Here is a 16,425-nt window from a genome sequence, read left to right on the forward strand (position 1 = left end):
GAGACACTTTCGGAGCCAGCCGGGTGCTCCCCGCCTGACACAGTGACCTGGCTCGGGCTTCCCTGCGCCCCCTTGCTCTCTCCCCCTTGATTAGGCCGCCCCAGAGCGGCCCCTTTGCCACAATCTGCTACAAAAGAGGTAGTAAAGGGGCACACTCTGGCCACAAACCGGGTGTGCAATAGGGACATGGACAAGGAGAACCCCATGAAAACCGCATCCCTCCGCTGGACCCTGCCCCTGACCCTCACCCTGATCTGGCTGCTTGGCTTGACCCAGTGGCCCACGGGCCTATGGCCCTGGCGCCATGAACTGCTGATCCTGACCGGCTTGCTTGGCCTCGGCGCCATGACCCTCTCCCTGCTGCTGGCTCTGCGCCTGCCGAGGCTAGAAGTCTGGTGCGGCGGGCTGGATCGCATGTTGCACCTGCATCGCAGCAGCGCCCTCTGGGCCAGCAGCACCCTGGTTGCCCACTGGCTGCTGGTGGAAGCGCCCAAGTGGGCCGTCGCCGCCGACTGGCTGACTCGCCCGGCGCGCCGCGGTGCTGGTGCTGGTGCTGGTGCTGGTGCTGGTGCTGGTGCTGGTGCTGGTGCTGGTGCTGGTGCTGGTGCTGGTGCTGGCAACGATGCCCTGTGGCACAGCCTCGGCAATACCCTGGGTGAATGGAGTTTCTATCTGTTGATCGCCCTGGTGGTGGTCAGCCTGCTTGCCGTGGTGCGCTACGAGCGCTTCAAGGTGGTCCACCGGCTGGCCCCCGTCATCTACCTGATGGGCTGGCTGCACGCACTCTGCCTGCTGCCGCGCATCGGCGTCATGACACCGGTCGGCCTGACCTTGCTCATCGGCGGCGGGTTGGGGGCCATGGGGGCGCTCTACTCCCTGTTTGGGCGGGTGGGCCAGAATGCGCGCCACCAGGGAACCGTGATCACTCTCACCCCTCTGGATGAACGTACCCTGGAGATCAGGATTGCCCTTGCCACCGCCCTTCGCCACTACAATCCGGGCCAGTTCGCCTTCTTCGACTTCGCCGGGCGCGGCGAGCCCCACCCCTATACCCTGGTGGACGTCTCGGCGGATGGCCTCACCCTGACCCTGGCCGTACGTGCCCTCGGGGATCACACCCGCTGGCTGCACCAGCACCTCAAGGTGGGGGATGGGGTCACGGTGACAGGCCCCTATGGTGCCTTCGCCCTGCCCGACTCTGCCCCCGCCCTCTGGATGGGCGCCGGCATCGGCATCACCCCCTTCGTCGCCTGGCTGGAGGCCCTGGTGCGCCGTGGTGAGCAACGCCCCGGCACCACCTTGCTGCAATGCGCCCCCACGGCCGAGGCCGCCCCCTATCACGCCCATCTGGCCGAGCTGTGTCGCCGGGCCGAGATCGATTACCGGCTGCATCTGGAGTCCGAGCTCGGTCGGCTGGATCTGGCCGCACTCGGGGCGCGGCAACGGGCCCCCGTCTGGTTCTGCGGCCCCGAGCCCATGGCGCAGACTCTGGATGCCCACCTGACATCGCCACTGCATCGGGAGCTGTTCCGCTTTCGTTAACCTTCGACACACCTCACCGCTTCACCCGAGACATCAAAAGGGCTTCCCGAGGGAAGCCCTTATCGTCACCCAGCCGGTATCAGTCGCGGCTTACCGTGAGCGTCACAAAGCCACGGTTGTTCTCGTAATATCCCCAGGCATCGTTGGCAAAACAGTAGAGATAGCCGCTCTTGGTCGGCGTGATGCTGGCCTCTTTGCCGATCACAAAGGTGCTGGGCCGCGCCGGGGTGCCATCGTTGTCCGGGTTACCCGCATCCGCCACCACCCCTATCAAGGCAAACCATTCCGCATCTTCCAGCCGCTTGGTAGCAGAAACATTGGCCTGACTGTTGCGAGTCACTATGCCGTAGAAGCGCTCGATCTTGCCAAGCGCATCACCCAACAGGTGTGCAAGCGCCTTGTCGCGCACCCCCTCTGGGCCCGCCGGCACGTGGGAGTCCTGCCACTCACCATGAGCGCTGAAGTGGTAATGGCGGCCTGCCTCCAGATAGATACCTGTCCAATACCATGGATGGCGGGCATAGACATCCAGGGTGATCGACCCCTCCGTTGACCACTCCTTGGTTGGCAGATAGGGAAGCTGATTGATGGGAGATAGCTTGCGCCGATCATCCACTGACTTGTGGATCTCGGCGGATTGAAGATTCGGCAAGCTGCGCGGGGATGTGAGCAAGAGCTTCATCAGGCCGATATGAGATTCATGTAGCAGGCCGGCAGGATCGGGAACAATCTGTGAACCAGCAGACTCCCTGAACACCAATCCACACTGGCCAACCTCCTCCATCATCCAGGCCAGAGTGATATCGGAAAGCCCGTGTTCCTTGTAGCCGCCCCCCACGTCGCTATGAACCCCGGCAAACCAGATCTGCTGCATGTCTCGCCCTGGGGCCGGATCCCAGAGGGTCGGCGTGAAGCTGCCTCGTTTCTCGTCGATGGCGACGGCATGGCGCGCCGTCTTGATATGCTTGCCAAGCTGGACGTCGTGAAAACGGTAGTTGTCGGGACGGTCGAGCAAGTTCAGCAATCCCTTGTCATCGGGAATACCGAGAGCGCCGACAGTATCCCATACCCCAATGAAGCGGATAGCCTGAGAGTCCGGATAAAAGGCGAGATCCGCCAAGAGCTGCTTCTTGCGATACCCCTGATCGTAAATCCGCTCCACCACCTCGCCCATCCCTTCGTCAGAGGCGAATCGGACTATGCCGCATCGCCCAATCATGCCCCCGAGGCTACGGGCCGTGAACGCACCACGACTAAAACCAAACAAGAAAAGTTCATCTCCTTCTTGGTAGTGAGTCGCCAACCATTGATAACAGTCACGAATATCTTCACTGAGCCCAAGCCCGATCGTGCCTCCCATCACCTTGTCGACCAGACCACCACTGCCAACCCCGCTCTGGTAACGTGTGAGCTGGGTTTCGTCACAGCGCAGGGCATTGAAGATTTTGAATACATTGGTAGGCGCCAGCACACCGCCATCTTTGTTGTCTTCGCTGTTCCAGGTTCCATCGCAGCAAACAATCAATTTTCTAGCCATCACGCACTCCTTACGCGGGGATATCACGGTTACCACCTCGGTACCGTATGACGCTTTATGCTAGTCCATCCCTTGACGATCCCACCGCTGACAAACCACGTTTTCTCTTCTATGAGCACAAACCAGTAATACCTCCTTCTATGAAGAGATAAAGGCCGGGCACTGCTGCACCGGCCTTTTCGGGTCATTTTCGCCATGGGCTGACTATCCTCAACAGGGTCTTGTGCCCAACGTGGAGCTACCCATGGATCGCTACTACAAACACCTGGCCATCAGCGGCCTCATCTCCTTCGGAGGCCTTGCTCTGATACTGCTGCTGCAAACCATCCCCCTCATTTCCAACATCATGACCGCCATCTTCTTTGCCGGATCGGTGGGGGCCGTCATCAACAACTATTACCGCCTCGCCAGGCTGCACGACAGCGGTGCCATCGCCCACATCAGCCAACCCCGGGTGATCGTGACGCAGTTTTATGTCTCACTGCTCTTTTCCGGCATTCTCGGCTTTATCGCCTACGGGCTCTTTGCCAGCAGCCTGCTGCAGGGGGACCTGTTTCCCAAGTTCAAACACATGGAGCACCCCTATGTCTCCTTGCAGACCCTGCTGACCCTGGCCTCTCCTGCGACCAATCTGGATGCCGCCAAAGCCGTCATCTGGGCCTTTATCGCCGGTTTTTCCGAGCGATTCGTCCCCAATGCCATCGACGCCCTCACCAAGGCAGTCCCCCCTTCCGGGCAAGATGCCCCCGGATAAAGGCACGGGCGAGCAGGAGCATTGCCACCCTGGGTACAGACCGGGCTGCCCAGCATCCGGATGAAACACGCTGGCGCCGCCTGTTGTTCTCGTATCGCCATAACAGACATGCTCCTCGCTCCCTTGGTGTCAACGCAGCACCAAGGCATCATGACCCCGCCCCTCATTCAGATATTGATGCAGCTTGAATGAATCAATATCATCTCGCGGCCCTCTGGTCATGGATTCGGATGTTGTATGTCCTTTGAGAAAAAACACGGTGATTTCATCTTCAATGTGCAGGATCACCTGGTCACCTGTGAGCTGATCGGCCCTTTCAATGAAGAGGGTATGCTGGCGTGGGTTGCGGAGATAAAGCGCGTGGTGGAGAGCCTCGACGGGAAGCGCTTCTGCGCCCTGGTGGACCATCGCCAGCACCAGGGGGTGGTGCAGTCCGCGCTGCACCATCTGCAGGATATATATTCGTGGCTTGCCCAGAAGAACCTGGTGGCCATCGCCTCCCTCTATTCGGCCCAGGTGATCCATCACATCGCCCTCTCCTGCATGTCCCCCATCCATCCCGGCCACATTCAGGGGTTCAACAGCCATCAGGAGGCCATCGCCTGGCTTGATGCGCAGTATGATTCGGACTAATCAGCGAAAGCCATTCACCCCTCCCGCTCGTTGTGATGCACGGGGGAAGGGCTGGGATGAGGGAAGGTAAATGCCGGGGTTTCACAGGCTCAGCGCCAACCGGCCAGCGCAATAGGCTGATGCCGAGCCTGTGAAGCCCAACATACGAGAACGATATAGAAGGCAAACCCCACGCTATCTTGGGTCGATGAACGCAGCGGCATCGCCTGTCTACCACCTAGCGTTTGAGCCACAAAAAAGCGGAATCCTCTCGGCAACCCCTGGCCCCGCTCGCCCGAATACCCTTCGCTATTCAAACCTGCGGCCCTAAACTTCATGCCTTGGCAAGACGCTATGTGCCTGGAGAGATATGACACCCCCACATGAAATGGCACTGATCCGTTGCGAACAAGACTCGCCCTATTTGGCGCGGCTGGAGCAGCTGTTCCAATCGGCGTGGCCAGACTTTCTGTTTCGCGATACTTACACCAAAAATGCGCGCTTGCCGCCTGTGCTGGTTGCAGTCATGAATGAGGTGGTGATGGGAGGGTTAGCTTACTCTCGCTTCAAGGAGCCCCATCGCAGCGGTGAAGTCATCTGGATCAATGCCGTGTTTGTCAGTGCAGAATACCGGGGTAAAGGCCTTGCCAGCCGACTCATCAATGCCGGTGTGTCACAGGTATTGGCATCGTCACAAGACTATCTCTATGCCTATACGAATGTCCCGGCACTGTATCAATCCTTGGGGTGGTCAGAGGTGGCTATTGAATGCGCGCCAGATCACAAGGTCATGGGCATTTCACTCAAGCCCCGGCTATCCGAATAAAAAGCGTCGAGGAAAACAGCCAGGATCCGCTGGGGAATAGGTGCAACTCCCTGTGTTTATCTGCCCCAAAACGACGACGCCATCTTGGGTGAGCTGCACTTCCGCCGCCCGCACGCTACCGCCCCAGAAGCTCGCCACCAGTATCAAGGCTCCTGCCAACCCGTATTTGATCCACGATTTCATCGTCTTGCTCCCCTCTCTTTGGCCCCTTGTCACCCCAGTGGCAAGCAGTCCTTTAGTCAGTGGGCAGAAGATAGGGGGGATTTGTGAGGGAAAAATGAGGCTGTGTGAAGAGAAGGTGAAGTCTGGGGGAAATATGGGGAAGCCATCATCACCAGCCCCGCAAGACGCGATATAGCAGGCCAGCCCCAAACCACGTAGGGACGATTAGCGCAGCCTAATCGTCCGTATACAGCTGCGCACTGAGTCATGGCAAGACAGGCAGGATACCCTGGAGTCAGCGACTTCTCGGCGACCTCCTTTTCGCTATTCGAACCTGCGGGCCTGCAGAGATGGGGACTCCGGGATATTCCAAACTCCCATGTTTTTCGGACAAGCAAGCTCCCCCAAAGGGGAGACACATGATGCTGATATGCCACATGCTATTGATACCTGCTGGCATCTCGATATAACTCTGCATCTAGATTTTGGCTTTTTACCATCCTTTATTAAGGATATACAGCAGAGACTACTGACAACACCATTTATAGCGACATTAAATATAAATTCACAACTGCACTTGGCAGACTAAAAACTCCTTTCATAATATTTATTCGAACTGCAAAAAGATGGTCGTTCGGTCACATTGCAACATGATCTTTTTATGCGCGGAGATAAATCATGAACATCAAAGAAGTAATGAATTCCGTTAAAGGGAAAATAAGACTCGACGCACTTGACCAAAAAATATATAGCGATGCCATTGATGAAGATGGCAATCAATATGTTGATATTGTAATGGAGGGTGGCGGCGTATTAGGTGTCGCATTGATCGGATATCTTTATACCCTAGAAGAGGCCGGAATCAGATTTGGTAGCATAGGGGGGACTTCTGCTGGCTCAATAGCGGCAATGCTTTTAGCTGCCTGCGGGTCACCATCAGAACGCAAATCAGAAAAAATAATCGATTTGATTGCCGACATGCCAATATCGAGTTTTGTGGATGGCAAGCAGGATGGGGATAACGATCCTCGAGAGTTCATTGACCAAATAATGCATTACTTCAAAAGCAAGGATGCTAACGTATTTTATACTGCATTCAAAGCATATCAAATAAAAGACAATATTGAAATAATGATGGGTCTGAATAGAGGAAATAAATTCCAGGCATGGATGGAATCAAAACTGAATAATTTCGGTGTTAGGAACACATCTGAACTCTATAATAAGATGCACACACCTCCTCCTGGCTACCAAAGGCGTATTGAAAATAACAGGCATTATGAAGACCAAATCATAGCAGGAGAGGTGAGTGTAACCAACAACCAGTTTGCTGTAATCACTGCAGATGTCAGCTCAGAAATGCGAGTAGACTTCCCAAGAATGGCTGAATTATATTGGGATGATAACAAAAATATAAATCCAGCCATATTTGTAAGGTGCTCAATGTCTATTCCATTATTCTTCAAGCCTTATAAAATATCTGGCCATGGCTTGGGGGGAATCAGACTTAGTAAGTGGAACTTAAATTCAGAGACTAGGAGCGTAGCTAGTAGAAAAAACTTCCCTCCCGATTACTTCTACTTTGTCGATGGTGGGGTGATATCCAACTTCCCAATTGACATATTCCATAAGAATGGCTTCGTGCCAACAAAACCAACGTTTGGCGTGAAACTTCAACTTGATGATAGACTGACCAACATAAAGACCCTCCCTGATTATTTAGCCGCCATATTTGATACCGCCCGACATGCATTAGAACATGAATTCATAAAAAACAATAAAGATTATACGAATCTGGTCTCACATATAGATACAGGGGATGTCGGCTGGTTGGATTTTGATATGGGCGATGAAGATAAAACAAAACTGTTTACATATGGCACTGAGGCCGCATTGTCGTTTCTCAGGAATTTCAAGTGGGATGATTATAAGGACATCAGAAAGGGGTTATTAAAATCATCCTTGGCTACACCCTGACTTATCGCTGTATTTAAAATAAAATCGCGTCACACACCAGAGGGTATCTACAAATACAGCACATTGATAAAAACCCACCTGCATGGCAGGTGGGTTTTTCTTTGTTATTACCAGGCTAATCAGTGAAGACTGCAATCACCCCAACGGCGGCGTGCGCGGCGGTACCCTGCGCTTGCTGCCGGTAGACTCGAAGGCCGAGGCGACGCGCAGCAGGTTATTGTCGTCATAGGCGCGACCGGCGAAGGTCAGCCCCACCGGCATGCCGATATCGGCCATCACCCCCATGGGGACTGTGACGGTCGGCACGCCGAGATGGCGGATGGCGAGGTTACCGTTGGCAACCCAGATGCCGTTGCTCCAGGCGATGTCGGCAGAGGCCGGATTCACATCCGCATCGGCGGGACCGACGTCGGCCACGGTCGGGAAGAGCACGGCGTCGAGCTTGAGCCCGTCCATCCAGTCCTCCAAGTCCAGCTTGCGGGTCTGCTCCAGACCGCGCAGGCCGTCCGGCACTGTGGGGATCTCGTCCCAGGATTTGATGCCGCGCTTGGCCATATTGACGTACTCGTCCATGCCGGCCGCCAGATCGCCCTCGCGGTTCGGCAGTGTGCCCGGATCGTGGGGGAAGATCTTGGGGCCATCGACATCGGCGAGCTTATTGAGCTTGGGATCGCCGTTGGCACGCAGGAAGTCGTCAAAGGCCCAGCCGGAGAGCTCCCACAGCTCGTCGTTGAGAAACTCCGGGCTCACTATGCCGCGGTTGAACACGGTCGGCGCGCCCGGTCTGTCCCCTTCGCAGTTGGAGACCAGGGGGAAGTCTACTTCGATGACTTCGGCGCCAGCGGCTTCCAGCGCCTTGCGTGCCTGTTCCCAGAGGGCAATCACGGAGTCGCGGGTATGGATGCGCTGACCGGTCGGGCCGCCGATGCCGGGGTGCTCGCTGGTGCCGGCCAGTTCATCCTTGTTGATAAACATGCGCGGCACGCCGAGGCGCTTGCCCTTGAGGGCATCGGGCTTGGCGGCGAGATCCAGATAGGAAGCCGGGCGCACTTCCGAGGCCTTGGGGATTTGCACCCAGGGCTGCAGGCGCCAGAGATCCCCACGGGTGTCGGCATCGTCGGCGACCACCACATCCAGCACTTCCAAAAGGTCTGCCATGGTGCGGGCATAGGGCACCACCACGTCCATGGTCGGGGTCAGGGGCCAGTTGCCGCGCACCGAGATGACGCCACGGGATGGGGTATAGGCACAGAGGCCGTTGTTGGAAGCCGGGCCACGGCCGCTCGACCAGGTCTCTTCGGCGAGACCAAAGGCGGCGAAGCTGGCGGCGGTGGCGGTGCCGGCACCGTTGGAGGAGCCGGAGGCAAAGGGCGCGGTGAGATACTCCGCGTTATAAGGGCTCTCGGCACGGCCATAGACGCCGCGCTGCATGCCGCCATTGGCCATCGGCGGCATATTGGTCTTGCCAAGGCAGATGGCACCGGCGGCGCGCAGCCGCTCAACGGTAAAGGCATCGCGCTGGGCCACCAGATCCTTGAAGGCCGGGCTGCCGGAGGCGGCGGTCAGCCCCTTGACCAGATAGCTGTCTTTGGCGGTGTAGGGGATGCCATCGAGCGGACCCAGGGTCTCGCCACGGGCACGGCGGGCATCGGAGGCTTGCGCTTCTTTCAGCGCATCGGGATTGGCGACCACCACGGCGTTGAGTTTGGTGGCAGTCTCGGGGCCGTTGTAGGCCTCGATACGGGCCAGATAGGCCTTGACCAGTTCGACCGCTGTGGTGCGGCCTGCTTCGAGCGCGGCACGCAGCTCGGCAATGGAAACCTCTGTCACTTCGATCATTTGGGATCTCCTGTAAAAGGGTGACTGTTTGTCATGATGATCGCCGCATCTGCGCCTGCGACCATCACACTATCAAGCGATAAAACCCCACGGCGTGGGGTTTTGAATACCAACTGGAACCGGTTTACGACCCGTCGCGAGAGGTCGGAAGCTCAGTGAAGAGCAGCACAGGAACCGGAGCGTATAAACATACGTGAGCCCTCGGTTTCACATAAGCGAGCTGCACATGAGCCTTGATCACGGCCTCGCAGCAGGATCGTCATCCGGTTCTTACTGGCCGGAGGGGATCTGCTGAGTAATGCAGTGAATATTGCCACCCCCCAGCAGGATTTCCCGGGCCGGCACGCCGACCACTTTATGCTCGGGGAAGATCTCTTCCAGAATGCGCTGGGCTTCGCCATCGGTGGCAGCATCCAGCAGCGGATAGACGATGCTGCCGTTGGTGATGAGGAAGTTCACATAGGAACCGGCCAGACGACCTTCGGCCTCGCGCGGCACACCGCTGCCGCTCTCGACACCGGCGGACTCTTCCTCGGTGCAGTAGAGCGGGCCCGGCTGGGGCAGCTTCCACACTTTCAGCTTGCGACCCTTGGCGTCAACGGCCGCTTCCAGCACCTTGAGGGCAGCCAGGGAGCGCTCGTATTGCGGATCTGTCTGGTCGTCGGTCCAGTGCAGGGCCACTTCACCCGGGCGCACGAAGCAGCAGATGTTGTCGATGTGGCCGTCGGTCTCGTCCATGTAGACGCCTTCATCCAGCCAGATAAAGCTCTTCACCCCCAGATAGTCGCGTAAGTAAGCTTCGATCTGATCCTTGCTCAGGTGCGGGTTGCGGTTCTCGTTGAGCAGGCACTCGGCTGTGGTCATGCAGGTGCCTTCGCCGTCCACATGGATGGAGCCCCCTTCCAGAATGAGCGGCGCGTCGTAGCGATCCATGCCGTGCTGCTCCAGCATCCGGGCTGCCACTTCCTCATCCTGATTCCAGGGGTAGTAGAGACAGCCCTTGTGGCCGCCCCAGGCGTTGAAACCCCAATCCACCCCACGGCACTCGCCGGCAGCGTTGGTGACCACGGTCGGGCCTGTATCGCGGGCCCAGCAGTCATCGCTGTTCATCTCCACCAGGGTGACGTGGGCGGGCATGATGGCGCGGGCCTGCTCCATGAACTGGGCGGGGACCCCCATAAAGACAGGGGTGGCCTGACCTATGGCATCCGCCACCTTGGCGAAGGTGGCCTGCGCGAAGCGACCGGCCTCCCGCCAGTTGTCCGGGCGGAACGGCCAGATCATCCAGACGGCCTGCTGGTGCGCCCACTCGGCGGGCATGGTGAAGCCGTCGGCGGCCGGAATGGAGTTGATGGTCTTGATGCTCATCGCAAGGCTCCTTGCATGGATTGAGGCCCCCACATTGACCTGGGAACCCTGAAAAAATAAGAGTGGGTCGCAGTGTAAGAAGTTGCGTGCCCATCCATCAAATGAATAGGATGGATTGTCCCATAAACACGGCGAATAATCCCCCCATGAAACTGCACCAGCTCGACCTCAATCTGCTGCTCGCCCTTGACGCCCTGATGACGCAAGGCAGCGTGACCCGCGCCGCCGAGTCGCTCTTTATCAGCCAGCCCGCCATGAGCCACGCCCTCAATCGCCTGCGGGCCTTCTTTGACGATCCGCTGCTGGTGCGTACGCCCCAGGGGATGCTGCCGACCCCCCGGGCCCAGCGGCTGCATCTGGGGGTGCAGCAGGTGCTGCGGCTGCTGGAGCAGCAGCTCTCCGAGGAGGATCTGTTCGAGCCGCGCCAGTCGAAACGCCGCTTCGTGCTCTGCACCACGGACTACGTGGAGTGCGTGCTGATCCCGCCCCTCATCCAGCGCCTCAGGAAGCTGGCCCCCGGGGTCACCATAGAGATCCGCATACTGCGCGACACCCTGCCGGAGGCGGAGCTGGCGAGCGGCGAAATCGATCTGGTGCTGGGGTTTGACGAGTACATGCAGGTGCCGGGGTATCTCGGCAAGGAGACCTGGCTCACCGAGCCCCTGGCCGGACTGGTGCGCGCCACCCTGGAGCTGGAGGAGGAGCGCATCACCCTAGCGCAGCTGATTGACATGCCCCACGTATTCCACTCGCCGCTGGGCACCTCGGAGGCGAGCCTGGACAGCTACCTGAAGAGCCTGGGCCATAGCCGCACCATCTCGGTCAACAGCCAGAGCTATATGTCCGCCGCCGCCATCGTCAGCCAGAGCGACCACCTCTTGGTGCTGCCGAGCATGGTGGCCGAGCTGCTCGCCAACCACTGGCCGCTGAAAAGCCTGCCCCTGCCGGCGGACGTGCCGGATTACCATCTCAACTGCGTCTGGCACCCGGTGCATGCGCAACAACCGGCCTTGATCTGGTTGAAGGCGTTGATGAAGGAGCTGGTGAGTCCTCAATAAAAGGGACATACAAACTGCGTCTGGCACACTCAATCACCATGCCCAACAGCCCGCCCTGATATGGCTGAAGGACCTGATGAAGGAGCTGGTGAGCCCTGACTAATCCCCCTCATCCCCAGCCCTTCTCCCGCGAGGGGAGAAGGGAGCAGAGACCTGGTCTGTGGAAAAATCTTGGCAACCAACAGGTGGACTCCCTTGCTAGCCTCGTCTCGACCCGCTACTCGATCGGTTCCCTCTCCCTCCGGGAAAGGGCCAGGGTGAGGGGAAGCGTTCACCTCGCCTCTGAGGCGACCGGCAGCTCCCCGCGGGCGATGGCGGCCAGCAGCAGGGCGTGATCTTCCCGGGTGCGCTGGCCATAGGCCACGGCGAAGTCGGCGATGGCCTCATCCATCACCTCCGACTTGCCGAGGTAGCCGGCGATCTGGGCCGCATCCCCGGACTTGGCATGGGCCAGCGCCAGTGCCCAGCCGCACAGCTGGCAATACTCGACGAAGTGGCGGGGCTTGACCATGCCAGGAGTGATGTCGATGCCCCCCTTCATGTCCCGCAGTTGGCGCACGTAGAAGTGACGGCCCCTGAGATCGCACCAGCCGAGGAAGATATCCGGCGATCCCTGGATCATCCGCTGGCCCCGCACCACCCGCCGCCCCTGGTTGCCGCTGTCGTCTTCCGAGGTGAAATAGGGGGCCAGCACCGAGGGTTGCGCCTCCTTGACCTGCAAGAAGAGGGGATCGTCATCGTCGGCGCCGGTCAGCAGGATCACCCAGCAGCGGGTGCCCACGCTGCCCACCCCCACCACCTTGCGCGCCACGTCCACGACCCTGTAGCGGCGCAGCAGTATGCGCCTGTCCTCCGGCAGGGAGGCGAGATAGGCCTCCAGCAACTCGCCGAGCACCTCATAGACGGCCTCCCCGTCCTCGGTATGAGTCTCGCGGATGACGAAGGGGTGGAGCTCGCGGATCCTGTGCTGATCGTCCACCAGATCCGTCATCTTGCCGAGCACCTGCAGGTGGTTGCGGCCCCGGGCCTTGGCGAAGGTGGCCTTGACCCTTCTGTGGGCATCGACGGAGAAGGCATCGAGCACCGAGGCCTGTTCGATGTGATCGTACCAGACCCTCATAAAGCCCATCTTGCCGTATTCCCGCAGCTTGGTGCGGTAGCCGGTTGCTATCATCTTGGCCGCCTCCCGCTGGCGGGCGGCATCGGCCCCCAGGTACTCGGCCGCCACCAGGGCACTGGCGGCCAGGCGCTTGAGATCCCACTCCCAGGGGCCGAGGTGGGTCTCATCGAAGTCGTTGATGGCTAGCACCAGGTTGCGCTCGGCGCTCGCATAGAGGCCGATGTTGGCGACATGCATGTCACCACAGGCCTGGACCATGAGGCCGGAGTGGGGGGTGGCGACGAGATCTCCCGCCATGATGGCGGCCGCACCGCGCAGGAAGGCGAAGGGGGACTCCTGCATCCTGGCATGGCGCACCGGCACCAGCTGCTTCAAGCGAGTGGTGGCCTGGGCCTTGAGCACGGCGATGGGATCCCTGTCATAGGGCGCGGGCGGCAGCCAGGAGTGAGCTTCGCGAGGAAACTGTTCCCGCAGGGCCTTGCCGGCGGCGAACCGCTGCGCGATGGAGAGCCGTGGCGTGGTGAAGTGCGCCAGTATCGCCCGAGACGTTGCCTTTCTGGTCATTCCCTTTCCTCCTGCCGATATCCTCACCATCAAGATGGAAGAGGGGGCAGGCAGGGGCAAGCAACGGGGACAAATATAGGGCCGGGGGCCTGACCGGATTCAGCGCCTGGGGGTCAGGGCCGCCATCAGCTGGTCGACGACCGCACCCAGCAGGGCGCGGTCTGGGTGGCACTGGGCGAAGGTCACCAGCCCCTGGATGTTGACCTGCAAGAAGGCGGTCAGGGTGGGGATGTCGCCCCCGGGGGCCAGCTCCCCCCGCTCGCTGGCCTGATGCAGCAGCTGCGCCAGGTCGCTTTCCAGCTCGCCATAGATGACCTTGAAGCGCAGGTGCAGCTCTTCGTCCTGCTCCGCCAGCTCCATCAGGGTACGGGTTAGCAGGCAGGAGCCCTGCAGGGCATCGTCCACCAGCTGGGTGAAGAAGGCCTTCAGCCCGGCCAGCGGGCTCGGCTGATCAAAGCAGCGACGGCGCTGGGCGCCCTTCTCCTGCACATAGTGATCGACCGTCGCCAGCAGTAGGCCCCGCTTGTTGCCAAAGGCGGCATAAAGACTGCCCGGGTGCAGCCCGGTCGCCGCCACCAGATCCTGCATGGTGGTCTTGGCATAGCCTCTGGCACGAAACGCCTCCATGGCGCTTCGCAGGACAAGGTCCCGATCAAATTCGGCACTGCGCATGGGATCTCCGCTGGCAAGGACCCGGCGTACCGGGGAACAGGGCGGCAAGTTTACCCCAGCAGGCAGGCAAGACCAATCCATGTTGAATGCTTGTTCAAAAAAGACTTGCGTACAAACCAAAAAACGTCTTGAATGCCCATTCAAGAATCACCCCCTGAGGACGCTCTGCATGGATACCCTGTTTCAACCTTACCGCCTCAACGGCACCCTCACCCTCGCGAATCGCTTCATGATGGCCCCCCTCACCCGCTGCATGGCGGGCCCGGGACTGGTGCCGACCGCGCAGATGGCCGCCTACTATGGCCGCCGCGCCGACATAGGCCTCATCATCTCCGAGGCCACCATCATTCGCCCGGACGGCCAGGGCTATCCCAACACCCCGGGCATCTACAGCCCTGAGCAGATCGCAGGCTGGAAACAGGTCACCGAGGCCGTGCACGCCAAGGGGGGCAAGATCTTCGCCCAGCTGTGGCACGTGGGTCGCCTCTCCCACCCCTTCTTCCACCATGCCGAGGTGCTGGCACCGTCTGCGGTCGCCCATGAAGGCACTGTGCCGCGCATGCGTGAACTGGTGTATCAGGTGCCCCGCGCCCTGACGGTGGCCGAGATTGGCCAGCTGGTCGAGGATTACGCCCAGGCCGCCGCCAACGCCATAGAGGCGGGCTTTGATGGTGTGGAGATCCACGGTGCCAACGGCTACCTCATCGACCAGTTCCTGCACCACTCGAGCAACCTGCGCACCGACCAGTACGGCCAGACCCCGGAGAACATGAGCCGCTTCGCCCTGGAGGTGGTGGACGCCATCAACGCCCGCATCGGCAGCGAGCGGGTGGGCCTGCGCCTCTCCCCCGGTGCCTATGTCCATCTGGCGGGCAGCCCGGCAGATCGCGCCGTGTTCGATCATCTGCTGGCCGAGCTGAACAAGCGTGACCTGGCCTATCTGCACCTCGGCATCTTCGATGACAGCCTCACCTTCGACTACCTGGATGGCCGCGCCTCCGACTACCTGCGCGCCCACTACGACGGCCACCTGGTGGGGGTCGGCAACTACAGTGCCGAGACCGCCGCCGAGGCGATCAAGGCGGATCGCTTCGACCTCGTCGCCATCGGTCGCCCCCTCATCGCCAACCCGGATTATCTGAGCAAGCTCAAGGCCGCCGAGCCCCTGGTGCCCTACTCGGAGGCCATGCTGGCGGAATTGGTATAAACCGCGCCGCGCCCTGAGACCACTCTGTGGCCGGCACCATGCTGTCGAAGCTGGTGCAAGCCGCCAGATCCGAGCCATACACAGGCCGGGCCGCCGTTGCCCGGCCAGCTTGTTCCTGACCAAGGATGGGATCCGCGCCCTGGCGCGGGTTTCCAATGTTTGGGCCCCTCTCCCGGGCCCTTTTTTGTGCCCGCCTTCTGCCCCCTGAAAATGGTTGCCATCAACAACCAGTTGGCTATATTGGTTGCAGGTAACAACCAGAAGGACACTCACAAGATGGATCCCCGCCCCCTGCGCGCCCTGTCACGGGAACTGGTACGCGAACTCGGCATGCTCTCCCAGCAGTGCGGCTCCCTGGCCCTCAGCCCCCTGGAGGCACACCTGCTCATCGAGCTGGAGAGCGGCCCCGCCACCAATCAGCAACTGGCCGAGCGGCTGCGCATCGACAAGTCCAATGCCAGCCGCCCCCTGGCCCGCCTCGCAGAGCGGGAGCTGATCGCCTGGCAGCCGCACCCCTCGGACGGGCGCAGCAAGCAGGCGACCCTCACCGGGCTGGGATGCGCCCAGCTCAATGAACTGCATCGGCAGATGGATGAGGCCATGGCCGAGACCCTGGCCCAGCTCGCCCCCGAGGAGCGCGAGCGGCTCTGGGAGGGCATGCGCCTCTATCGCAGCGCCCTCTCCCGCGCCCGCCGCCAGCAGGGCTATCGCATCAGGCCCATAGCACCTGAGGACAATGCCGCCATCGCCGCCGTGATCCGGGCCGTCTCCGCCGAATACGGCCTCACCGCCGACAAGGGCTACGGGGTGGCGGATCCCAATCTCGACTTCCTCCATGAGACTTATCAGGGCGAGCAGAGCCGGTATTGGGTCATAGAGGGGCCGGACGGCGCCATTCTCGGCGGCGGCGGCATAGCCCCCCTGGCGGGGGAGACAGGGACCTGCGAGCTGCAGAAGATGTACTTCCTGCCCGCCCTGCGCGGCCTGGGGCTGGGGCGGCGGCTGGTGCTTCAGGCCCTGGCGGAGGCACGCACCCTCGGATACCTGCGCTGCTATCTGGAAACCACAGCCGATCTGCGGGAAGCCACCAGCCTCTACGAGTCGCTGGGCTTCGAGCACCTGCCTGGCCCGCTGGGTTGCACCGGCCACGACGCCTGCGAGATCTGCATGGTGAGATTACTGTGATC

Annotated in this window: 13 protein-coding genes; 8 read left to right on the forward strand and 5 right to left on the reverse strand. The window is 60.3% G+C overall.

The annotated features are described in order from the left end of the window. Positions 1-204: 204 nt before the first annotated feature. Positions 205-1,542: a ferredoxin reductase family protein gene (locus ACFWHB_RS17450; protein ID WP_395948945.1), complete on the forward strand. Its 1,338-nt coding sequence runs from the start codon at positions 205-207 to the stop codon at positions 1,540-1,542. Between the two features lie 79 nt (positions 1,543-1,621). On the opposite strand, the gene ACFWHB_RS17455 is transcribed toward ACFWHB_RS17450, so the two are convergent. Beyond that, entirely contained in the window at positions 1,622-3,079 is a 1,458-nt protein-coding gene (locus ACFWHB_RS17455) for a DUF2235 domain-containing protein (protein ID WP_395948946.1), read from the reverse strand. 244 nt (positions 3,080-3,323) lie between these two features. On the opposite strand from ACFWHB_RS17455, the gene ACFWHB_RS17460 reads away from it, so the two are divergent. From ACFWHB_RS17460 to ACFWHB_RS17475, 4 genes are all read left to right on the forward strand, one after another. Continuing rightward, complete coding sequence (locus ACFWHB_RS17460; protein WP_395948947.1) at positions 3,324-3,833, forward strand: hypothetical protein; 510 nt, start codon at positions 3,324-3,326, stop codon at positions 3,831-3,833. Positions 3,834-4,070: 237 nt separating this feature from the next. Continuing rightward, positions 4,071-4,466, forward strand: coding sequence for a hypothetical protein (locus ACFWHB_RS17465; RefSeq protein WP_395948948.1), 396 nt, complete (start codon positions 4,071-4,073; stop codon positions 4,464-4,466). A 349-nt stretch (positions 4,467-4,815) separates the two neighbouring features. Then, positions 4,816-5,271 carry a GNAT family N-acetyltransferase gene (locus tag ACFWHB_RS17470; RefSeq protein WP_395948949.1) on the forward strand — a complete coding sequence of 152 codons (456 nt, stop codon included), beginning with the start codon at positions 4,816-4,818 and terminating at the stop codon, positions 5,269-5,271. Between the two features lie 840 nt (positions 5,272-6,111). Next, positions 6,112-7,410: a patatin-like phospholipase family protein gene (locus tag ACFWHB_RS17475; protein WP_394294789.1), complete on the forward strand. Its 1,299-nt coding sequence runs from the start codon at positions 6,112-6,114 to the stop codon at positions 7,408-7,410. A 135-nt stretch (positions 7,411-7,545) separates the two neighbouring features. Here ACFWHB_RS17475 and ACFWHB_RS17480 read toward each other — a convergent pair whose 3' ends face one another. Together ACFWHB_RS17480 and aguA are read right to left on the reverse strand one after the other, a co-directional pair. Continuing rightward, positions 7,546-9,249: an amidase gene (locus ACFWHB_RS17480; protein ID WP_395948950.1), complete on the reverse strand. Its 1,704-nt coding sequence runs from the start codon at positions 9,247-9,249 to the stop codon at positions 7,546-7,548. 270 nt (positions 9,250-9,519) lie between these two features. Continuing rightward, positions 9,520-10,617: an agmatine deiminase gene (gene aguA, locus ACFWHB_RS17485; protein WP_395948951.1), complete on the reverse strand. Its 1,098-nt coding sequence runs from the start codon at positions 10,615-10,617 to the stop codon at positions 9,520-9,522. Between the two features lie 146 nt (positions 10,618-10,763). On the opposite strand from aguA, the gene ACFWHB_RS17490 reads away from it, so the two are divergent. Further along, complete coding sequence (locus ACFWHB_RS17490) at positions 10,764-11,675, forward strand: LysR family transcriptional regulator (protein ID WP_395948952.1); 912 nt, start codon at positions 10,764-10,766, stop codon at positions 11,673-11,675. Positions 11,676-11,946: 271 nt separating this feature from the next. Here the strand turns inward: ACFWHB_RS17490 and ACFWHB_RS17495 are convergent, their stop codons facing one another. Both ACFWHB_RS17495 and ACFWHB_RS17500 read right to left on the reverse strand, forming a co-directional pair. Beyond that, positions 11,947-13,359, reverse strand: a complete 1,413-nt coding sequence (locus ACFWHB_RS17495; protein WP_395948953.1) for a DUF2252 domain-containing protein — start codon at positions 13,357-13,359, stop codon at positions 11,947-11,949. 99 nt (positions 13,360-13,458) lie between these two features. Continuing rightward, complete coding sequence (locus tag ACFWHB_RS17500) at positions 13,459-14,031, reverse strand: TetR/AcrR family transcriptional regulator (protein ID WP_163137761.1); 573 nt, start codon at positions 14,029-14,031, stop codon at positions 13,459-13,461. A gap of 169 nt (positions 14,032-14,200) precedes the next feature. On the opposite strand from ACFWHB_RS17500, the gene ACFWHB_RS17505 reads away from it, so the two are divergent. Beyond that, entirely contained in the window at positions 14,201-15,238 is a 1,038-nt protein-coding gene (locus ACFWHB_RS17505) for an alkene reductase (RefSeq protein WP_290030416.1), read from the forward strand. Positions 15,239-15,514: 276 nt separating this feature from the next. After that, positions 15,515-16,423, forward strand: a complete 909-nt coding sequence (locus ACFWHB_RS17510; RefSeq protein ID WP_395948954.1) for a GNAT family N-acetyltransferase — start codon at positions 15,515-15,517, stop codon at positions 16,421-16,423. The last annotated feature ends 2 nt before the right edge of the window (positions 16,424-16,425 follow it).

The organism is Aeromonas mytilicola subsp. aquatica, assembly GCF_044336385.1.
Classification (GTDB): domain Bacteria; phylum Pseudomonadota; class Gammaproteobacteria; order Enterobacterales; family Aeromonadaceae; genus Aeromonas; species Aeromonas rivipollensis.

Bases quoted from the DNA above. Each gene is read 5' to 3' on its own strand.
- ACFWHB_RS17450 (WP_395948945.1), top strand. From the start codon at position 205: ATGAAAACCGCATCCCTCCGCTGGACCCTGCCCCTGACCCTCACCCTG.
- ACFWHB_RS17455 (WP_395948946.1), bottom strand. From the start codon at position 3,079: ATGGCTAGAAAATTGATTGTTTGCTGCGATGGAACCTGGAACAGCGAA.
- ACFWHB_RS17460 (WP_395948947.1), top strand. From the start codon at position 3,324: ATGGATCGCTACTACAAACACCTGGCCATCAGCGGCCTCATCTCCTTC.
- ACFWHB_RS17465 (WP_395948948.1), top strand. From the start codon at position 4,071: ATGTCCTTTGAGAAAAAACACGGTGATTTCATCTTCAATGTGCAGGAT.
- ACFWHB_RS17470 (WP_395948949.1), top strand. From the start codon at position 4,816: ATGACACCCCCACATGAAATGGCACTGATCCGTTGCGAACAAGACTCG.
- ACFWHB_RS17475 (WP_394294789.1), top strand. From the start codon at position 6,112: ATGAACATCAAAGAAGTAATGAATTCCGTTAAAGGGAAAATAAGACTC.
- ACFWHB_RS17480 (WP_395948950.1), bottom strand. From the start codon at position 9,249: ATGATCGAAGTGACAGAGGTTTCCATTGCCGAGCTGCGTGCCGCGCTC.
- aguA (WP_395948951.1), bottom strand. From the start codon at position 10,617: ATGAGCATCAAGACCATCAACTCCATTCCGGCCGCCGACGGCTTCACC.
- ACFWHB_RS17490 (WP_395948952.1), top strand. From the start codon at position 10,764: ATGAAACTGCACCAGCTCGACCTCAATCTGCTGCTCGCCCTTGACGCC.
- ACFWHB_RS17495 (WP_395948953.1), bottom strand. From the start codon at position 13,359: ATGACCAGAAAGGCAACGTCTCGGGCGATACTGGCGCACTTCACCACG.
- ACFWHB_RS17500 (WP_163137761.1), bottom strand. From the start codon at position 14,031: ATGCGCAGTGCCGAATTTGATCGGGACCTTGTCCTGCGAAGCGCCATG.
- ACFWHB_RS17505 (WP_290030416.1), top strand. From the start codon at position 14,201: ATGGATACCCTGTTTCAACCTTACCGCCTCAACGGCACCCTCACCCTC.
- ACFWHB_RS17510 (WP_395948954.1), top strand. From the start codon at position 15,515: ATGGATCCCCGCCCCCTGCGCGCCCTGTCACGGGAACTGGTACGCGAA.